Consider the following 19,553-nt stretch of genomic DNA (forward strand, 5'->3'; position numbering starts at 1 on the left):
AGGTCAGATGTAATGCAAGACACGCTACTCAATTCGCTTATCTATGTGAGTCGTTATTATGGATTGGCGAATTCCCCAGAAGCACTGATCAACGGCCTACCTTTATCAGATGGGAAACTGACGCCTTTTCTCTTTCCTCGAGCAGCCGAAAGAGCGGGGTTAATCGCCAAGGAAAATCGCTCAGCATTGGATCAAATCCCAAAATTGGTTTTCCCCGTTATCTTAATTTTAAAAGGCGGTGAAGCCTGTGTGCTCAGCAGCATCAACGAAGCGAATCAAGAAGCTGAGGTCGTCACTGCGGAGTCTGGTCTAATCCCCGTAGCTATTCCCTTAGAGGAACTGACTGAACGCTATATTGGCCGCTACTTCATGGTGAAAAAACAGTTTCGCTATGACGAGCGCTCACCAGAAATATTAAAGACCCGTGATGGCCACTGGTTTTGGGGTACGTTATGGCAGTCAAAGCACATTTATCGTGATGTGTTGATCGCTTCCATTTTAATCAATTTGTTTGCCATTGCGGCACCAATGTTCAGCCGTTTAGTGTATGACAAAGTCGTGCCTAACCTTGCGTTTGAAACCTTGTGGGTATTAGCGAGCGGGATTTTTGTGATCTTCTTATTCGATCTGCTCCTCAAACTACTTCGCAGTTATTTTATTGATGTGGCGGGCAAAAAATCTGACATTCTGATCTCTTCCAAGCTCTTTAGTAAAGTGATGGGGATCAGAATGGAGTCTCGTCCTCCCTCTGTCGGTGCGTTTGCGCGACATTTACAAGAGTTCGAATCCATACGCGAATTCTTTACCTCAGCAACCATCTCATCATTGATTGACCTGCCATTTGCACTGCTCTTTTTAGTGCTGATCTGGCTAATGGCGGGCAGCTTAGTGCTGGTACCTATCGCTGGTGTACTGATCATTGCTATCTATTCTCTGCTCATCCAAGCACCTCTACGACGGGCGATTGAAGAGGGCTCTCGACTGGCATCACAAAAATACGCCAACCTGATTGAAAGTTTAGCTGGACTTGAAACGGTGAAACTCTTTGGCGCTCAAAGTCAGTTTCAATATCGCTGGGAAGAAGCGGTCGCGCACATGGCGAACTGGAACATTAAAAGCCGTCGAATTACTGATGGTATTCAAAATACTGCCGGGTTTGTTCAGCAAGCCGCGAATGTTGGTATGATCATCTTAGGCGTCTATCTGATATCCAACGGCGATTTAACCATGGGTGGGCTCATCGCCGCAACCATGCTCAGCGGCCGTGCGATTGGCCCAATGGTGCAACTATCATTACTTTCAACACGCTACAACCAAGCCAAATCGTCCTTAAAAATCATTGAGCAAGTGATGCAAATGCCCGATGAGCAAGAAGAAGGTAAACGCTATATTCATCGTCCGATTGTGCAAGGTAAAATTGAGCTAGACAAAATCACTTTTCACTACCCTAATGCGCCTGTTGCATCAATACGTGACTTAAGTATAACGATTCATCCGGGTGAAAAAGTAGCGATCATAGGCCGCATCGGCTCAGGGAAGACCACCTTAGAGCGCCTTATTATGGGGTTATATCAACCGACCGAGGGGAATGTTCGTATTGATGACACCGATATCGCGCAACTGCATCACATTGATGTGAGACGTAATATTGGTTGTGTACCTCAAGACAGCAACCTATTTTACGGTTCAATTCGCGATAACATTACGCTCGGGCGTCCATTAGTTGATGATAGAGATGTGATGGATGCCGCCAACCGAGCGGGAGTTACCGCGTTCACACAGCAAGACCCTGCTGGGTTAGAACGACAAGTGGGTGAAGGCGGCTTGTTGTTGTCTGGTGGTCAGAGGCAAGCGGTAGCCATTGCTCGTGCACTGCTCGGACGCCCACCCGTTTTGCTACTTGATGAGCCCACCAGCGCCATGGACAATCGCTCTGAAATGCACATCAAACATCAACTGTCTCAATTGACACCAAGTGAGACGTTAATATTAATTACTCATAAAACGTCAATGCTCGATGTGGTTGATCGCGTCATTGTGATGGAGAAAGGCTGTGTCATTGCCGATGGTCCTAAATCGATGGTGTTAAACGATCTCAAACAGGGCAAAGTGAGATCAGTGCAATAGCTACCTTACTAGAAATAGCATAATCAGCAAAAAACGAGGCAAAATACCTCGTTTTTTGCTTAGCACTCTGAGATAAGAATGTTAGATCCCTCCGACATCTTCATCTTCAAGCATCGAAGCACATTTAATCTCATACTGGTTAAATGAGAAGATACTAGCGCCATGAGCCCGCTTGGTGATGATCCGCTCATCATCAAATTGCACCGAAACATGGGTATAAACTTTATTTTTGACTTCGATCGTATTCATTTCGAGCAATTGCTCAAACTCCTCTCCCAGCATATCCAACGCCAATTTTGCTTTTTCTAAACGATCATTAGTCTGTTTCTTAAATTCATCAATTTTTAGCAGTTCCTCTTCCGAGCGTTCCGCTTTAGGCTTTTTCTTAAATTCAATCTCACGGCGAATCACTTCCATCGTCGCTTCTTGCGCTTGTTTATAATGCTCTTTGTGTTTCGCGACCCGTTCTTTATACACAGCATAACGAGCAAAAGCCTGCACAGCCGTGGCGGTATCGCCTTCAACGCCTAGATTGAAGCAAACGATCTTACCACCAACTTTCGCGTGACCACCGCTGAGTGTGCCTTGCTTCTCTTTACTATCTAATACTTTTAGATCATTGCCACAGCGTAATTCATTGCTCATGCTGTGAACCGCTAAATTGATGTCATCTGCCGCTTGCAGTTCGCTAAATTGAGCATAGTTAGCCGTGATAGAGCCTCCTGATTTGATAATGCATGTTCTTGCTTCATCATCAAACACCGTATGGCCAATAATGCCTTTACCAACATCAATATTACCTTGGGCTTGAACATCAGCAGACTCAACAAACCCACCGATGGTGATTGAGCCCGTCGCTCTCACGATCATCCCAGGCTCGACATCGCCCGTGATGACAACACATCCTTTAAATTTCACGTGGCCAGTTGCTACACTGACGTTGTTTAAACATAAAGCGTTATCGACATCAACCGTTTTACTTTTCAGGATAGGCAGGCCCGCTTGACTGGCCAGTAGCACATTCGGATCATTGGGTGAGATGTAAGACCCCTTTCCTGCAACTAAGGCCGAGTCTTTACCTGGTTTAGGATCCAGCACTTTTCCCTGCACGGTATAGCCTGGCGTTCCTTTGGTTGCAGGAATTCGACGCATCACTTCATCATCTTGACCAACAGTGATGGTTTCACCTAAGTTGCGCATATCAATTTTGTTCTGTCCTTGCTTTTTGGTCGGAGCTAACACGCGCTTACTGACATCCTCAACCAAAGGAACAAATTGTGCGTCTTTACCTTGAATGGGTTCGCGCCCCTGCGCAACAGGTTGAGTGTATACTTCCCCTGGCTTCAAGGTATTACTTACCATTAACACTTTCTTTAAAGCCAGTTTGTTGATGCCTTTTGTCACGTGGGAATGAGCCAATGCATACACCAACTCACTACCGCGCAATGCTCTGCCACCATATGCACCCGTCACGACCATGCTGGCTAACATATCTCGATCACTAAATTCAATCTCAACCGAAGCGTTCTTTTTCTCTGCAATGGTGATTCCAGAGAATGCTTCACCCTTACCCTCTTTTGCACAGTTGATAAAGCGGGTAACTTCAGTTTCATTTAAGAAAAATGTCGATGCAGATAACTCAAACAATGCTTCTTTCAAGCCTGCTTGGTCAAAATTTTTGTCGATGGACTCCGTCCCAGGCAACTGGGCAATGACTTGTTTTTTGTCCTCTGAAAGCGAAATTAAGCGTTTCCACATACTACTTAACCCATATGGTTAGATTCCGTTCGTATGGCAGTGTATACAATTTACAGTATGGACTAAATCTTTAGGCAACCAAATTAAGGGCTACATCACTTAGTCACGATGAAACGAACCACATAACCTAAAAATAAACGAAAGAATGAGTTACGCAGAATTTTACAGTGTAAATAATCTGTTCAGTATTAAGACAATATCGGAAAATCATGTTTACTGTTAAAGGCGTAAGTCACCTTAACAGTGCAACCATCTTTTGAATATTCCAATGACTCACACAATTTAGAGACCAAAATAATCCCTCGACCGTGTGTACAGTTGCCGTCTGCAACCGTATGTTGGTAATCAAAGCCTTCGCCATTATGCTCAAGTGAAAAGCTCAATTGTCCCACCGTTGGGTCATAATCAATGTCTAGTTTAATCCATAACGATTCATCTAACTCATCCATACACTCTTCACGTCGTTGGTAAAAAGTGAGAAATCCATCTGGGTCATCTTTTAGTGAAGAATTAAGTTTTAATAACCCATGCTCAATGGCATTGGCAAACAGTTCTGACAATACAGAGCAAACGAGGTCAAGATGCTCGCCACCACTGATAAAACCGCGAACAATGTTACGCATCTCGACCATAATTGAAATCTTTTTAAGAATTGAAGCAGGAAAAAAGAGATGACTTTGCATTGGTATATGGCTAAGAAACTGTTTTTTTTGCGACGCTAATACTTCATTATTATTGGTAATTGGAAATGTCATTGAAAGAATTGAGAGATCATCACCATGGCCACGATTGGAAAACTGGCATACTTCATCGTACAAATCTGAAATCTGAGTCTTACCGTTCCGTTGCAAAACTTGTTCGAGTCGCAACTGGCCAAATTGTTCCCCGTTTTCATTCATCGCTTCGGTAATACCGTCGGTATAACAGAGGATAGTTTGGTTAGGTTTTAATTTGAGATGAACTAAATTTACTTCAAATTCATCAGCATCCAGAACTCCCAACGGCATATGTGTGGAAACGAGACGACGAACGATGTTGCTCTCTTCATCCAGTAAATAACCATCAGGCAAACCACCTCCCCACCACGAAACCTCGAAGCCGTTGGCTCGTATCTCAAATACACTGGCGGCAAGCATCATGCCAACAGGCAAAAACTTTACTAGCGCACTATTAAGTTCTGCGACCATTTCGCCAAGCGACATCCCTTTTTCAGCCATTGAAAAAAAAGTACGCGTAGCAGGGATCGTTGAAATCGCGGCAGGTAATCCATGCCCAGTGGCATCGGCGATCATGATGTAGACGCCACCATAGGGCCGGTTCGCCACAATGATGAGATCACCATTAAAAATGGTCGAAGGTGTGGAGATATAACTGATGCCATAGATATTGCTGACTTTTGCACTCATCTCCTCCATTAAGTTGGTGAAAATGGATTCGGCGATGGCATAGTCATATTGTACTTGTTCGTTGAAATAATTGAGTTTATCTCGCTGTTGAGTGACTTCATTATGCATTTTCACAATACGGTAATGAGCCTGCACTTTAGCGAGCAGTACGCTTCGCTCTACTGGTTTAAGAATAAAATCATCGCCCAGCGATAAGCAACGTTCAAACGAATCATGATCATCAAGCACGGTCAAAAATATAATGGGGATATGGTGATTTGGAAAAGAGTCGCGGATCTCTTTTGCGGTGGTGAAGCCATCTTTAACTGGCATCATCACATCCAACAAAATAACGTCGGGTAAGACGTCCATGACGAGCATCGCCTCAACAGCATCAGCGCCATTTTCGAAGGTATCGATATGCTCGGCAATAGGCAATAAGATAAACCGACACAGCTCCCTATTCGATTTATGGTCATCAACAATCGTTACGCGCATCGGCTCACTCCTTAAGCATTATTCGATACTAAATTTTTTATCAAACCGAGAAATCAGTAAGATTTTCCTTATTTGGGGTAAGGTATTGGTAATTCGGATCATGCCATCACTTTGCTCAAGATATTTCTGCATATTGAGCAGCATGCCAAGACCAGCACTGTCAATATAATCCACCTTGCGTAAATCAATGGTGAATCTAAAACCTCGATAGGGTGAATAACTATTACGAAATTCTTTAACTAGGTTAAAGCCAAAAGCACCATCAATCGCGATAGTAATGTGTTTCGCATTGCTATCTATTTCAGTTTCTATACTCATCGTACTCCCTCCTAGAAAAGCTCGACTTCGCCTTCGTCCATATTAGTTTGGATTGCGGCGGGACCACTTCGATTGTGCAGGCGCTCTGTCAATTGGTGAAGTTGTTCTGCCCATGCTGCTTTAGTCATGCTTTGTGTTAGTAAAGCGTTCAATAACTCATTTGCTTCTTGCAAATAATCAATAGACGCATGCGCATAATCACTTTGTTGAACCACAATGTCAGCAAATTGAAGGGCACGGACGCCATTACTCACTTGCTGGGTTAATTCTTGTCCTAATTCTTGAATTTTTTGCACTTCTTGCTCTATTTCTATATTCACTTGTTGGACACCACGCAGCATGTGGTCCACTTTCTCTTTCGATTCAATGACGTGAGTCATATCTATCGATGCCATTTCGCCAACGGTTTTGTTTGCTCTTTGTACTGTTTGTTGAGCAACATTAATTTCTGATTCAATTTGAGTATTCAGCGTTCTTGCTTTAACCGACAAGTCGCGCACCTCTTGAGCCACGACCGCGAAGCCTCGCCCGGCCTCGCCCGCTCGCGCTGCTTCAATCGCCGCATTCAGCGCCAATAAGTTGGTCTGTTCCGATAGGCTTCTCACTTGATTTAACAGTTTAAAGACCATATCCAATTTTTCTGACATGTCGTGAATGCTGTGTACCGCTGAAATACTTTTCTCCGAAATATCAATCAGAATTTGTACAAAACCATCAATAATCGCCTCAGTCTTTGGTAGTACGGTGGTGAGATCATATTCGCTGCCTTGGTTTGCCAATAAGTTATTGACCAAGGTACTTGAGACGTGACTCTGTTTTTGGCTGATATCTTGCAAGCCAAAAAATGCGTTATTTAATGTCTCTACTGAACCTTCAATCACGGTGTGCTGCATTGTTAAAGGGCTACTCACTTTAGGTAGCGTCTCTTTGAACAGTTTTTCAATACTCTGTAGATGTTGCTGCGTTTCAAGAGTGGACTCTTCTTCAATCTTATTTTGGTTAGCTTTAGCTTTGTTTTGTTCACTAAAATTCATAGACAATACTAGCCAAGGTATTGCTGCCGCAAAAATCATTAGCCCCATGCTCCATAAATTAGGGGAGTGAAGCATGACGGCAAAAAGGGCCATTAGCTGCAAAACTAAAGCTAAAATATATTTTGCTTTTGGTGTCACTGTTTTATTTATCATCACCCATTCCTTGATTCTCTATGTTGAGCTTATTTAATGAGACAACACTAGCGATAGAGCTCATCACAAATCCATTGTGGTATGGCATTTAACGCTTTGATATTCTGTGTTGCGCCAATCTCTACTGCCGCTTTGGGCATTCCCCACACCACTGATGTTTTTTCGTCTTGAGCTAAAGTCAATGCACCACACAACTTCATTTTGAGCATGCCTTGCGCTCCATCTTTACCCATCCCGGTTAAGAGGATACCGATGGCTTTGTCTCCCACATTTTCAGCAACCGTATCAAACATCACATCTACTGAGGGTTTATGACGATTGACCGCAGGTCTATCGTCAACTTGACAGTAAAGGTGAGTGCCTTTTTTTATCACCATCAGATGCTTATCTCCGGGAGCAACATAAGCGCATCCATTCACTAAAGGCGCTTGATTAGCGGACAACTCTCTTACCTCTACAGCGCTACAAAGATTCAAACGCTCTGCAAAGGGGCGAGTAAACATCGCACTGATATGTTGAGTGATCACGATCGGTGGCAACCCTGCTGGTAAAACAGAGAATATGCTTTTTAATGCTTCTGTTCCGCCCGTTGAGGCTCCAATAGCGATCAACTGATAACGCGCCTCTTGGTGGCTAGCCGCTATCAGTTCGACCTGATTAACCGCCGCAGAATGATGCGATTGAACGACATTTGCCCCTGCCGCCATTTTTATTTTGTCGTTCACCAGCTCCCTATAACTTGCCATTTCAGCCGTGTTTTCGACTGACGGTTTAGGGAAGTAATCCACTGCACCAAGCTCTAATGCTTCTAACGTGGCTTGAGCGCCATGCTGGGTCAAGGTTGAAATCATCACTACCGGCATAGGGCGTAACCGCATAATATTTTTTAAAAATTGCACGCCATTCATTTTTGGCATTTCAATATCTAGCGTTAGCACATCAGGGTTGTGCTGCTTGATAAGCTCTCGGGCTTGGTAAGGATCTTGTGCCATTGCGACGACATCTAACATAGGGTCAGCATTAATCAGCTCGCAGAGCAGTGCTCTAAAAACGGGAGAATCATCGACAATCAGCACTTTGATTTTTTTCATTTAAATAGCTCCACATCATCACTCTCTTTATGCGCTTTACGATCCAACTGTGTGGCATAAACCTTTTCTTGAAAACTTAACCGGCTCACTTCGGTCAATGGAATTCTTTTTAGCCACACTTTACCTGTCATGGGTTCGAAAATGACTTTTCTCGGTTCGTCACCCCCCAAGTCACTGGCTTCGACAATAAGCCTTTCTTGCTCAACATAGTTTTTGATGAAATCTATGTTTTTCTGGCCAATCATGGCTTTAAAACCCAGCATTTGTGCTCCACCAAAGAGTTTTACTCGTAAGCGCTGACGCTCAGCCCCCATTTTGATCAACTGATTAATCAGTAGCTCCATCGCATAGCAACCATAACGAGAGGCGGTTGAAGCAATATCATCAGGATGCCAGTGAGCAATTTGTGAATAATTATCAAAAGGCAATAAAAAATGGTTCATCCCCCCAACTTTGGCCGCTTGGTCCCACATACAGGCGGTAACGCAAGAACCTAAACCGGTACAAATGACCTCTTGTCGCATCGTACAGTACAACCCACCGGGCAAAACCTTTACCCAATCCACTTTTTGTTGGGGATGATAAAATCGGCTGAAATTCCGATTGTCGGTTGCCAAATGCATCGCCAACGAGGTCATTAATTGTTCCTCATTTTTTCACGTAAATGGTGTGGCCGAGATGATGAAAAACATCAGCACAGCGCCCCACACTTTCTGAATGACCCAAAAATAAAATCCCATTCGGTTTCAACCATTCATAGAACCTTTCGATCAAAGCCTCCTGCGTGGGTTTATCAAAGTAGATCATCACGTTTCGGCACGAAATGAGGTCTAAATTCTTAGGTAGCGTCCAAGGAGATAATAAATTCAGTTGCTGAAAATGGACAAAACGTTGTAATTGACTGGCGATTTTTATTTTTCCCTGTTTGATACCGCGCCCTTTTACAAAGCACTTTTTAAGATAGTGCTGTGGAATAGTAACCACAGCCTCATCGGTATAAATGCCCGCTTGCGCATGTGCCAAAACCTGTGTGTCTAAATCTGTTGCGTAGATATCAACATTGTCCGCGAAATCAAATAAACCGCTGCTGTATAGCGACGCAATAAAGCTGTATGGCTCTTCACCGCTAGAGCAGCCAGCAGACCAAATTTTAGGATGACGCACGCCCTGTGATCGCCACTCATCGAGCAGTACTTTTTCTAAAAACTCAAAGTGGTGATACTCGCGAAAAAACTGGGTTTTGTTAGTCGTTAACGCATTGATGAAGTGGATCCGCTCTTGCTCATTATGCTCAATAAGCTCCTTGTAATCACAGAAACGCTGAATCCCCCGTCGACGCATCTGACGGCTCAAACGGCCGTAAACCATCGCTCGCTTCGCATCCGACAAGTAAATACCAGCCGTTTTGTGCATAAACCACTGGATGAATTTGAAATCCTTTGCGGTGAGTTCAAATTCTTGGTCATTGTTCATCATGATTGGATGGCTATCTGTTAGAACTCTTCCCATTCATCTCCATCCTCATTGAGGTTGATCCGAGAATTGGCAACGTTATTGGTGGCTTTAATGCCTGCCACTTTCTTGACCTTGGGTTTGGGTTGATGGGCGGAGATGGCTGTTCTTTTGGGCTCGAACGTTTTGATGTTGTCATCGGTGGTGAAATAGCTCATCAAGCTAATCAGCTCTTTCCCTTCATCTTTCAACGATTGGCTGGCCGCAGAGGTTTGTTCAACAAGAGAGGCATTTTGCTGCGTCATCTCATCCATGGCTGTAATTGCACGATTGATTTCGTCAATGCCCGTCGATTGTTCAATACTTGATGATGCAATTTGGGCGATGAGATCAGATACTTTTGCTACAGCGTCAACAATCTCATTCAATGTTGCTCCTGACTCATCGACTAAACGCGATCCCTCTTCGACTTTCTCAACACTATCTTTAATCAGTCCTTTAATCTCTTTCGCCGCTGCTGCGCTGCGCTGCGCAAGGTTTCGAACCTCTCCAGCAACAACAGCAAATCCACGCCCTTGTTCTCCGGCTCTTGCCGCTTCTACCGCTGCGTTCAAAGCCAACAAATTGGTTTGAAAGGCTATCTCGTCTATCACTCCAATAATATCGGCAATCTTCTTACTCGAACGATTAATTTCCGACATGGCCGAGATCGCTTGCCCCACCACTTCACCACCTTTACTGGCTTTTTTGGCAGCATCACTCGCTAGATCGTTCGCACCTTTGGCGTTATCTGCATTTTGGCGCACGGTCGCTGTCATCTCTTCCATACTGGCGGCCGTTTCTTCTAAATTGGATGCTTGAGCTTCCACCCGTTGGCTCAAATCATTATTGCCTTGCGCGATTTCCGTTGACGCCGTAGCCACTCTGGCAGAAGAAATGGTGATTTTTTCAACCATATCGCGCAGGTTAGCAATCGAGGTATTGACCGCATTTTGCAGTTGACCAAACTCACCTTGGCTGCCCTCTTCCATCTTGGTATTCAAATCGCCATCTGCCACTTTGCTCATGACGTCAATACACTGGGCCAGCGGTGAAACTAAAGTATCAAGCAAGTTATTAATCCCCTCGCCCAACTCCCGCATAAATCCGCTGTACACGGTGGTATCAATTCGTTCATTCAACTGCCCTGCGATAGCTTTTTGAATGAGGCTCTCTACTTGGTATTGACCATCTTGTTGTTCGGTAATATCAATCCATTGCAATGCAGGGCCAATGTATTCCCCTTTGTGATTGTGCATCGCAATACAAGTTAAATTAAATTGCAGCGCCCCCACTTTGATGTTGGATGAAAATGGTAAACGATCAGGGTTAGCAATAATGCTACGTTGATGGCCCGGGTTTTTATGAAAGATATCGATATTTTGTCCGACCAGATTATTGACGTCAAAGCTTGTTAATACTGTCCTCAACTCACTTTCTCTTGTACGCATCAACTTGGTCAATGAAGGGTTTAAGTATTGAATAATACCCTCTTTATCGGCCATCATTAGGTTGGTTGTCATCCCCTCGACTGCCGAAGCTAAGCGGCCTATTTCTTGCTCTTTTGCAATCTCTTGAGTGACATCACGCCACTCTAATGTGTTCCCGATATAAATACCGTCTTCATCAATAATGGCGCCAACATTAAGCTCGATCTTCACTCCTTTAATAGTAATCATGGTAGTGAAAGGCAAGTTGGCTGGATTCGACAACATTTGGCGTTGATGCTGTGGATTGACGTGAAAACCATCGATGCAGTAGCCAATCAATGACGACTCTTCAGCTTTAAAATCAGGCCAGACACTTTGAAAAAGCACTTCATGCTGCTTGAGTAGAATCAATGACTGCTTATTGAGATAGGTGATTTGAAAATCTCGGTTAATCATCATCAATGCGGTTTTTGCTGCATTAAGAGCAGAAAGAAGCTGCTGATTGGAGAGCCCTTCATTCTCATCGACCAATGGATCTTCTATCTGCTCAACAAATTTTTTTGGTTCTGGTTTGCGGTTCCAAAATGCCATGAGTATTCCCTCACAAAATAGCGTCTTCTACGAATGTCTGATTTAACCCAGGTACATAAAAAAGGGTCTCGATATTAATTAGGATCAAATGACCGTTAGCCACACTAGCAATTCCCTTCATAAATTGTGGTTCAACCGTGGTGGATAAGGCTGGTACAGGTTTTATCTCTTCAGCGGCTAAGTCATACACTTCTGAAACACCATCGACAATAATGCCGAGCGGATTGCGTTGCGCGTCATTCAAAACGATAACAACTGTCGTGGCCCCAATCTGTGCAGGTGGCAGATGAAAACGAATTCGAAGATCAACAATCGGTACGTACTCACCACGAATATTGAGTAAGCCAACTAAGTAATCCGGTGCATTGGGTACAGAGCGCACATCACTCCAGCCGCGAACTTCTCGGACCTCAAGAATTGGCACAGCGTACTCATCGTTATCCAGCACGAAACTAAGAAACTCTTGTTTAGACATCAGGGTTCCTCACTCAGTATTCGGTGCATATCAAGGAGCCCTTGGGTATCGAGCAGTGACATGACCTCTTCGCCAACATTGAGCAAACCGAGCGAATACGCAGCGGCAGGTGTTTCCCCCACGGCAGGAAACAGCACATTATCTCCCTGGCCAATCACATCACTCACTGCATCAACGACTAAGCCCATAATACGAGGCCGCTCTTGTTGCAGGCTACGAAGTACCAACACCACAGTCGTGGGAAAGTAGCCACAAGCCTCCATACCAAATCGAAGGCGCAGATCGATAATAGGCACAATCATGCCGCGTAAATTAATCACACCTTTCACAAAGCTAGGCGCGCGAGGAATAGGCGTAGGTGGCTCCCATACTCGAATCTCTTCAACATCTTGAATTGCTACACCGTATAACTCATTCGCTAACCGGAAACTCAGAAAATCGGCCTCACAGCTTCTTTCTTCATAAACAGCATTCAAAACACTCTGTGTTTGATTCTCTTGTTGATGATTTGGTGAATAATCATATTCCATGGCTCTTCCCTGTCACCTTCACTAAGCGGCAATAATCTTGGGAGATAAACTTGAACGTCGATTCGAGTACGTGGCGATTAACCCTTGAATATCTAAAATGAGCGAAACGGAACCATCTCCCAAAATCGTAGCTCCTGATATGCCTGCCACTTTGCAGTAATTTGACTCTAAGCTCTTTATAACCACTTGCTGCTGGTCTAGCAGCTCATCAATCAATAAACCAACGCGGCACCCAGCGGCTTCAACAAAACAGAGTATTCTATCGGGCAAAGCACCACTTGATCCCATTTCCAGTTCATCTTGCAGACGTAAGATAGGAATGTTTTCGTCACGAAGCCGGTACAGCTCAACCCCACCGGCGGCATACTTCACATTAGCTAGGTTGATTTGGATAGATTCGATAATGGTGAGCAGTGGGATGATGTAAACTTCCCCGCCTACTTTGATCAATTGCCCATCGAGGATGGCTAAAGTGAGTGGTAAACAGATAGTGAAATGGCTGCCTTGACCTAACGTGGATTCGACATCAATATGCCCACCCAACTCTTCAATATTACGTTTTACAACATCCATACCGACGCCACGACCTGAAATATCAGACACTTGTTCTGCTGTTGAAAACCCTGCAGCAAAAATAAGGTTAAGGATCTGTTTGTCGGTGATATCTTCACGCCGTGTATCTTTAGGTAATACACCTTTTTCTAGCGCCTTTTGAAATATTCTTTCACAGTTTATCCCCGCTCCATCATCTTTCACTTCGATCACTATCGAGCCACCTTGATGATAAGCATGTAGTTCAATGGTGCCGATTTCTGGTTTGCCTTGTTCAAGGCGAATGTGTGGCTGCTCAATTCCGTGGTCAATACCATTTCTGACTAAATGGACCAATGGATCAACAATACGTTCAAGGACGGTTTTATCGAGCTCGGTATGCTCGCCAATGATGTTCAGTTCTACTTTTTTTTCAAGTCGGCCGCACAAGTCTCGCACAAGGCGAGGAAAGCGGCTAAAAGCAAAGCTCATCGGCAGCATGCGAATATTGAGCACATTTTCTTGTAAATCTTTACTGTTTTGCAAAAGCTGAACTAGGCCTGCTTGCAACTTTTCTAATTTATCCATGGTGAAATCGTTGCCGATTTCGGTCAGCATTGATTGGGTGATAACAAGTTCCCCAACCAAATTAATCAGGCTGTCGACTTTCTCAATATCGACGCGAATAGAGCTTACGCTGGATTCTGCTTTCGCCACTTTAGACGCAGCAGCGGGCGTAGACTCTATTGATTTTATGAGATCGATGGGTTTTATGAGATCTACTTGCTCTGCTGATGCGGTAGGCGGAACAGCGTTCGCATGAAACGTAGGTGGCACCTCGGTCGAAGATTCCTCACTCTCGCTGATCATACCTTGGGTCGTCGATTCTTGTACTAAAGGTTCAACAATTAAGTCACATTCATCTTCAACCCATTCAAAAATTTCGCGAATATCACTCTCTTGCACTTGGCTACTGAGGAAAATAGTCCAGCTTAAATAACAAAGCTCAGCCTCTATTTCCGCCAATTCGGGAAGGTGCTCAAGCTGAGCTTCCGCCCTGCACTGATCGTCCAGTTCATAAAGCTCTCGCAGCAACCGAAGTGGATCATTACCACTGAAATAAAGTTCTCTATGCGGAATAAAAACGACTTTCCAGCCTAAGTGGTTCTCGTTGTCAGAAGCCTTTAAGAGCGATAACGTCTGTTCATCTTCGGCGTCAAGCGAGTGATGGTCTGCTAGTTCATGATCAATCGTTGAATTGTCGGTAAGTAAAGCATGCAGTGACTGGCTAACTCTCTGCTGAAGCTCACTATCAACCTCATCATGGCTCTCATACCCCGCGAGCATATTGCGAATGCAATCGCCGCTTTTCAGTAAAATGTCCACACTTTGAGCGGTGAGAGTTGATTTTTCGTTACGGACGAGGTCAAGATACGCTTCGACAGAGTGGGTAAATTCACTGATATCCAGTAAACTAAAGGTCGCAGCGCCACCTTTAATAGAATGGGCAGCCCGAAAAATGGTATTAATAGTCTCTTTCTCAACCTGATTAGGGTCAAGATTAAGCAGTACATTTTCAAGTACTTCAAGATTTTCACGACACTCTTCGTAAAACATCTTGCGCAACAGTTCCATGTCTAAAGCCATAGCTCTTCCTGCCAGTTAACGTCGTTTAACGAATGAAGCTTTTAATAAAATACGGTGTTCTATATGACCCGTTTTAGTGTTTTCAATAGCGTCTCAGGGTTGAACGGTTTAACCAACCATCCTGTAGCTCCAGCGAGTTTTCCTTCTTGTTTCTTTTCCATACTCGTTTCGGTGGTTAGCATCAAAATAGGAATAAACTTATATTGAGCATTACCACGTATCGCTTTAACTAACTCAAAACCACCCATCACTGGCATGTTGACGTCCGAAATAACAACATCAAATTTGGTTTGTTGTGTCTTGCGTAATGCATCACTTCCATCAATAGCAGTTTCAACTTCATAGCCTGCATCTTTCAATGTATGGCTTAGCATTTGACGAATTGAAACCGAATCATCAACCGCGAGGATCTTTGTCATAGCCCCTTCCTTACAAAATCTCATTACTCTGCGAACAAGCTTTCTAAAGCCAGTAGCGCAATACCTTCATTGAGCGTATTTGTTGCATTAACTAAAGTGATCTCAATTCCAGCTCGCTCTGCTGTCATAAATAAGGAAGCAAGCAGTTGCAGACCGGCAGCATCCACGCTATTGACTCGTGATGCATCTATCGTTAAAGGAGGAGCTAGGCTTAGCCAGTGAAGATAGTTTGCTTTGGAATCTAATACCGTTGAAATTTCCAAAGACTCCGCCAACAAAAAATTCATATCTCATCCTTAAGTACTATTTATATTCTATTTTTAGGAGAACACCTGACCTTGAGTGTAGGAGGGAATACTCATTAAGCAAATGATTGAACACGGTAGGAACAAAAATAAAAACCTCACAATAAGGGTGACCGTATGGTTAACCCATTAATATATTTTGGATTTTTTTATTCTGTGACTAGAACAAAAAATCCTACTCTTAAGACGTAAGTAGTAGGACTTTTTTGTCATATGACGAGCACAGTACATCTGGAGAAAGTGTCTACTCTTACATTATTCACGCTTTACACTGTAAATTGGCTGCAGTTCATTGCGTTGAATGATCCACTTTACAGTGTAAATCATCTAATAGTCGATTAAGGTCATGACGGAGGGTAGCCTCAATCATTTTCCGTCCAGTGAGGTTTAATTGACTGGCACACTCTTGCCAGCTTTTCCTTTGCAATACTTTGACAATAAGTACATCAGATAATCGTGATAGAGCAGCTTTATCCAATGAAGTAATTAGCCGATGAATCCATACACTCACACTCTCATAATCCGCACCGCCTTGTGCGTAACAACGCAGCAATGAATAAGGTAGGAAATTAACTTCATTTGAATCCGCGCATGCGACACGATCTCGGACCAATGACAAGATGGTCCGAACCAAAGCCGGCTCTAAACTTTGTAAAGAATCAGATAGAGAGAAAATGAAATGCTGTTCGAAAATCTGTTCTGCCCGAGTTAACCAATCCAATTTTTTCGCTTGAACCATGATTAAGGAAAAACAGCCACTCGCACTGTCTCTGTGGCTCCCTAGTTTTATCGGAACAAATTGGTTCTTAGCCCAAAAAGCCATTAAATCGCTCGTTACGCCAAAACTCGTCGCTAAATAGTCGGCATCATTTTCCAGCATGCACGCTTCAATCAAGCGGCTGCCCAACCCTTGATTTTGTAATTCGGGATGAACTGCAATACGCATGATGCGCTGACAAACACTCTGCGCTGCCTGCGTAATACCAACTTGATTAGCTAAGCAAACAGGAACTAGATGACCTTTAGGACGTCGCTTTCCTTGTTGGATCTCTTCCACTAAAGAGTTACAAAGCCCACCTTCACGTACTGTCAGCAAACAACCGACACAAACCTCGCCTACCATTGCAGCAACTAGCTGAACTTTATCGTCCGCTAAAAAATGAAATAGATCGTTCGGTGATGTCTGGTAATGAGCATTCACTAATAACGAAAAAATAGCGGCTAAGCGTGTCGGGTTGGCAATGAGTTGAGCCTTATCCAGATGCTCAATTTTAAGTGTCGCTAACTGTTCTGATGTCATCGTCGGCAATGTAGCTAAATCATAGCGAAGGAGGAAAGTATCGTAATGCCACGCTTCTAACGGATCACCCTGACGCCAACGGATCGGCTGATCTAAATGGAGAGTTCGAGTCCCAGCTCGATGGTGCGCTAACCAAGTTTGAAACTTAAGCGTGAACCCTCTCCCACACCCTTCGTAGCCATGAATGGTGGTAGAAAAGACCGCACGATGATAGTGTTCAACCCAGTTTTTTAACATTGATAAAGGCAGCGCGGCCGCTTCATCTACCAATAGGAGATCACACTGTGGCCGATGCAAAATCAGCTCGTCCGGTGCCACAAATGTCAATGACGAGTTTTGCCAAGTAAGGGATTGTCTGGTGACGTGAGCGCCTGCTAAACCTTTAGCCGCATGTTCAAATATCGGCGCTACGGCATGGATTGAGGGTGCCGTGACCACAATATCTAATGAACGAGACGCCATCAATTTAGCCGCAGCAATACCAAGCGCACTGCTTTTCCCTCGTCCCCGATCGGCAGTGAGAACCAATGGTCGCTTGCGATGTCCATCCATCACACGAAGAATTGCTGAAACCGCATCAACTTGCTGTTCATAAATCGGTGATTGAGAACTGACTCGTGGATAAACGGGTAAATGAGGGCAAGGTTGATTCTGTTCTATAACAACAAACTGTTCGAACGCTCGCGTTAACCAGCGCTCAGCAAAAGAGTCGTTACGCTGAGGGGCTTCAATGATCAACAGTAACCCACCACCGACCAGTGAACCCAGCGCAGCACTGAAACTGTTCGCATCAAAACCATGGTGATTGTCACACATAAGTAAATGGCATTCTTGACCAAGAAACTGCTGCCCTTTGTTGAAGGGGGCATAACGAACGCATGGTAACGGTTCTCCACCTAACTGAAATATGGCTTGCCCCTCATTTTTTGCGAGAAAATGCATAAGCACGTGTTGTTGCCATTGAGGCTCACCACGGATTAAGAGCCCCATACGCCATAGGCTATTCTCAGCCTGCACCATCAAATCATCTAAATAAGCCGCTATCATGTTCATATTTACGCCACCTCGCTGAAACGCAATGGTAGCACAGCCGCTATAATCACTGTGCGTCGTTAAAAATATTTTTCTTTACGACAAATTATATTTGCTTTAATCGTGACCATTTTTAACTAATTATTCACCTACACCCCAGTACACTTCTGGGCTATTTAAGGAATTCAAATGCAATGAAAACTTTCATCAAAGGATTGGTTTTGGCAGCAGCTCTAACTTCTTCACACGTAAGCGCAGACAACAAAACACTCAACGTTTATGCATGGGGAGGATATCTTCCAGAAAAATCCCTCAAGCAGTTTGAGCAGCAGGAAGGGGTAACGATTAACTATTCGACCTTTGAAAATAACGAGTCAATGTATACCAAGCTCAAGTTGCTCAAAGGTGGCGGTTATGATGTGGTTTTTGCCTCAGCGTATTTCATTGAAAAAATGGGACGTGAAGGGTTACTAACCGAGCTGGATCATGCACAAATCCCGAACATGAAAGATGCCATGCCTTCACTACTCGGCCAAGCACACGATCCCAAAAATAGTTATTCCCTGCCCTATATTTGGGGGATCACTGGCCTCAGCTATAACGAAGCATTAGTACCAGAAGGTGTCTCTCGCTGGGCTGATTTGTGGGATAAGAAATATAGCCAACAAGTGATGCTGATTGACGATATTCGCGATGTCTTTGGTATGGCGCTGATCTTAAATGGCTTCAGTATTAATACAAAAAATGAAAAAGAGATTGAAAAAGCCTACCAATCATTGGTCGCATTAAAAGATAATGTACTGTTGTATAACTCTGATGCGCCACATGTGCCTTATGTCTCAGGTGAAGCAGCGTTAGGGATGCAATGGAACGGGAATGCCTACCAAGGCCAAGTTGAGATGCCAGAGCTAAAATTTGTAATGCCGGAAGAAGGCGCAGTCTTGTGGATGGATAACTTTACTATTCCATCAGGCAGCAACAACAAAGCGTTGGCGCATAAATTCATCAACTTCATGTATCAAGCAGAGAACCAAGCTGAGATTGTGAATAGCTTAGGTTATGCATCGGCAACAAAAAGCGGCCGAGCGTTGCTTCCAGCAGAACTTCGCGACAATCCAACGATTTTTCCAGCCGATGAAGATATGGCTAAAGGGGAATTCATTAATGATGTTGGGCCTGAAGCGCTCGCTATCTACGAAAAATACTGGCAGCGTTTAAGAAATCAATAGATTCGAACTGAATAGACTTAGTTACTAAAAAACCCGCCGTGGCGTAATGCCGATCAGTTAAGGCCAAAGTGATCGGTTGAACGATCCTTCAGAGCTGTCAAAATCCAAGTGTATTTAATGCACTTGGATTTTTTTATGGATGTTTCTCAAGCTCTAAACATAATTAATGATTGGAAACCTAGCAACGTTGAGACTTTGTCTGACTTACT

16 protein-coding genes are annotated in these 19,553 nt (G+C 43.9%); 2 read left to right on the forward strand and 14 right to left on the reverse strand.

Annotated features, from left to right (window positions below; translation table 11 throughout):
* Positions 1–12: 12 nt before the first annotated feature.
* The gene (locus tag AACU59_RS00650; protein WP_013868207.1) at positions 13–2,127 is read left to right on the forward strand and encodes a type I secretion system permease/ATPase; all 2,115 of its coding nucleotides are present in this window, start codon (positions 13–15) and stop codon (positions 2,125–2,127) included.
* A gap of 81 nt (positions 2,128–2,208) precedes the next feature.
* Here the strand turns inward: AACU59_RS00650 and AACU59_RS00655 are convergent, their stop codons facing one another.
* The 14 genes from AACU59_RS00655 to AACU59_RS00720 form a co-directional block, all read right to left on the reverse strand.
* A complete protein-coding gene (locus tag AACU59_RS00655) occupies positions 2,209–3,885 on the reverse strand; it encodes a DUF342 domain-containing protein (protein WP_094124559.1) in 1,677 nt (558 codons plus the stop codon).
* A 188-nt stretch (positions 3,886–4,073) separates the two neighbouring features.
* Positions 4,074–5,768 (reverse strand): ATP-binding SpoIIE family protein phosphatase, encoded by a 1,695-nt coding sequence (locus tag AACU59_RS00660; protein WP_094144867.1) that lies wholly within the window; start codon positions 5,766–5,768, stop codon positions 4,074–4,076.
* Between the two features lie 18 nt (positions 5,769–5,786).
* On the reverse strand, positions 5,787–6,086 hold the full coding sequence (locus AACU59_RS00665; protein WP_013868210.1) for an STAS domain-containing protein: 300 nt from the start codon (positions 6,084–6,086) through the stop codon (positions 5,787–5,789).
* Between the two features lie 11 nt (positions 6,087–6,097).
* Positions 6,098–7,276: a methyl-accepting chemotaxis protein gene (locus tag AACU59_RS00670; RefSeq protein WP_094145790.1), complete on the reverse strand. Its 1,179-nt coding sequence runs from the start codon at positions 7,274–7,276 to the stop codon at positions 6,098–6,100.
* Positions 7,277–7,320: 44 nt separating this feature from the next.
* On the reverse strand, positions 7,321–8,364 hold the full coding sequence (locus AACU59_RS00675; protein ID WP_017042334.1) for a protein-glutamate methylesterase/protein-glutamine glutaminase: 1,044 nt from the start codon (positions 8,362–8,364) through the stop codon (positions 7,321–7,323).
* The gene (locus AACU59_RS00680) at positions 8,361–9,002 is read right to left on the reverse strand and encodes a chemotaxis protein CheD (protein WP_094145791.1); all 642 of its coding nucleotides are present in this window, start codon (positions 9,000–9,002) and stop codon (positions 8,361–8,363) included. The genes AACU59_RS00675 and AACU59_RS00680 overlap by 4 nt, the downstream gene beginning before the upstream one ends.
* A gap of 10 nt (positions 9,003–9,012) precedes the next feature.
* Positions 9,013–9,873, reverse strand: a complete 861-nt coding sequence (locus AACU59_RS00685) for a CheR family methyltransferase (RefSeq protein WP_017044936.1) — start codon at positions 9,871–9,873, stop codon at positions 9,013–9,015.
* Positions 9,858–11,876 (reverse strand): methyl-accepting chemotaxis protein, encoded by a 2,019-nt coding sequence (locus tag AACU59_RS00690; protein WP_094145792.1) that lies wholly within the window; start codon positions 11,874–11,876, stop codon positions 9,858–9,860. Before AACU59_RS00690 ends, AACU59_RS00685 begins: the two co-directional genes overlap by 16 nt.
* A gap of 10 nt (positions 11,877–11,886) precedes the next feature.
* Positions 11,887–12,351 (reverse strand): chemotaxis protein CheW, encoded by a 465-nt coding sequence (locus AACU59_RS00695; protein ID WP_094145793.1) that lies wholly within the window; start codon positions 12,349–12,351, stop codon positions 11,887–11,889.
* Entirely contained in the window at positions 12,351–12,881 is a 531-nt protein-coding gene (locus AACU59_RS00700) for a chemotaxis protein CheW (protein ID WP_017044938.1), read from the reverse strand. The genes AACU59_RS00695 and AACU59_RS00700 overlap by 1 nt, the downstream gene beginning before the upstream one ends.
* Before the next feature lie 21 nt (positions 12,882–12,902).
* Positions 12,903–15,059, reverse strand: coding sequence for a chemotaxis protein CheA (locus AACU59_RS00705; RefSeq protein ID WP_094145794.1), 2,157 nt, complete (start codon positions 15,057–15,059; stop codon positions 12,903–12,905).
* A gap of 59 nt (positions 15,060–15,118) precedes the next feature.
* Positions 15,119–15,478, reverse strand: coding sequence for a response regulator (locus tag AACU59_RS00710; protein WP_094145795.1), 360 nt, complete (start codon positions 15,476–15,478; stop codon positions 15,119–15,121).
* 23 nt (positions 15,479–15,501) lie between these two features.
* Entirely contained in the window at positions 15,502–15,765 is a 264-nt protein-coding gene (locus AACU59_RS00715; protein ID WP_094145796.1) for an STAS domain-containing protein, read from the reverse strand.
* Between the two features lie 307 nt (positions 15,766–16,072).
* Positions 16,073–18,136, reverse strand: a complete 2,064-nt coding sequence (locus tag AACU59_RS00720; protein WP_094144593.1) for a tRNA(Met) cytidine acetyltransferase TmcA — start codon at positions 18,134–18,136, stop codon at positions 16,073–16,075.
* A 173-nt stretch (positions 18,137–18,309) separates the two neighbouring features.
* Here AACU59_RS00720 and AACU59_RS00725 point away from each other — a divergent pair, with 173 nt between their 5' ends.
* On the forward strand, positions 18,310–19,344 hold the full coding sequence (locus AACU59_RS00725; protein ID WP_017044942.1) for an ABC transporter substrate-binding protein: 1,035 nt from the start codon (positions 18,310–18,312) through the stop codon (positions 19,342–19,344).
* The last annotated feature ends 209 nt before the right edge of the window (positions 19,345–19,553 follow it).

This window comes from Vibrio sp. V23_P3S9T160 (genome assembly GCF_963886625.1).
GTDB classification, from domain to species: domain Bacteria; phylum Pseudomonadota; class Gammaproteobacteria; order Enterobacterales; family Vibrionaceae; genus Vibrio; species Vibrio anguillarum.

Bases quoted from the DNA above. Each gene is read 5' to 3' on its own strand.
- AACU59_RS00700 (WP_017044938.1), bottom strand. From the start codon at position 12,881: ATGGAATATGATTATTCACCAAATCATCAACAAGAGAATCAAACACAG.
- AACU59_RS00725 (WP_017044942.1), top strand. From the start codon at position 18,310: ATGAAAACTTTCATCAAAGGATTGGTTTTGGCAGCAGCTCTAACTTCT.
- AACU59_RS00690 (WP_094145792.1), bottom strand. From the start codon at position 11,876: ATGGCATTTTGGAACCGCAAACCAGAACCAAAAAAATTTGTTGAGCAG.
- AACU59_RS00660 (WP_094144867.1), bottom strand. From the start codon at position 5,768: ATGCGCGTAACGATTGTTGATGACCATAAATCGAATAGGGAGCTGTGT.
- AACU59_RS00720 (WP_094144593.1), bottom strand. From the start codon at position 18,136: ATGAACATGATAGCGGCTTATTTAGATGATTTGATGGTGCAGGCTGAG.
- AACU59_RS00685 (WP_017044936.1), bottom strand. From the start codon at position 9,873: ATGGGAAGAGTTCTAACAGATAGCCATCCAATCATGATGAACAATGAC.
- AACU59_RS00695 (WP_094145793.1), bottom strand. From the start codon at position 12,351: ATGTCTAAACAAGAGTTTCTTAGTTTCGTGCTGGATAACGATGAGTAC.
- AACU59_RS00665 (WP_013868210.1), bottom strand. From the start codon at position 6,086: ATGAGTATAGAAACTGAAATAGATAGCAATGCGAAACACATTACTATC.
- AACU59_RS00675 (WP_017042334.1), bottom strand. From the start codon at position 8,364: ATGAAAAAAATCAAAGTGCTGATTGTCGATGATTCTCCCGTTTTTAGA.
- AACU59_RS00655 (WP_094124559.1), bottom strand. From the start codon at position 3,885: ATGTGGAAACGCTTAATTTCGCTTTCAGAGGACAAAAAACAAGTCATT.
- AACU59_RS00705 (WP_094145794.1), bottom strand. From the start codon at position 15,059: ATGGCTTTAGACATGGAACTGTTGCGCAAGATGTTTTACGAAGAGTGT.
- AACU59_RS00680 (WP_094145791.1), bottom strand. From the start codon at position 9,002: ATGACCTCGTTGGCGATGCATTTGGCAACCGACAATCGGAATTTCAGC.
- AACU59_RS00715 (WP_094145796.1), bottom strand. From the start codon at position 15,765: ATGAATTTTTTGTTGGCGGAGTCTTTGGAAATTTCAACGGTATTAGAT.
- AACU59_RS00650 (WP_013868207.1), top strand. From the start codon at position 13: ATGCAAGACACGCTACTCAATTCGCTTATCTATGTGAGTCGTTATTAT.
- AACU59_RS00710 (WP_094145795.1), bottom strand. From the start codon at position 15,478: ATGACAAAGATCCTCGCGGTTGATGATTCGGTTTCAATTCGTCAAATG.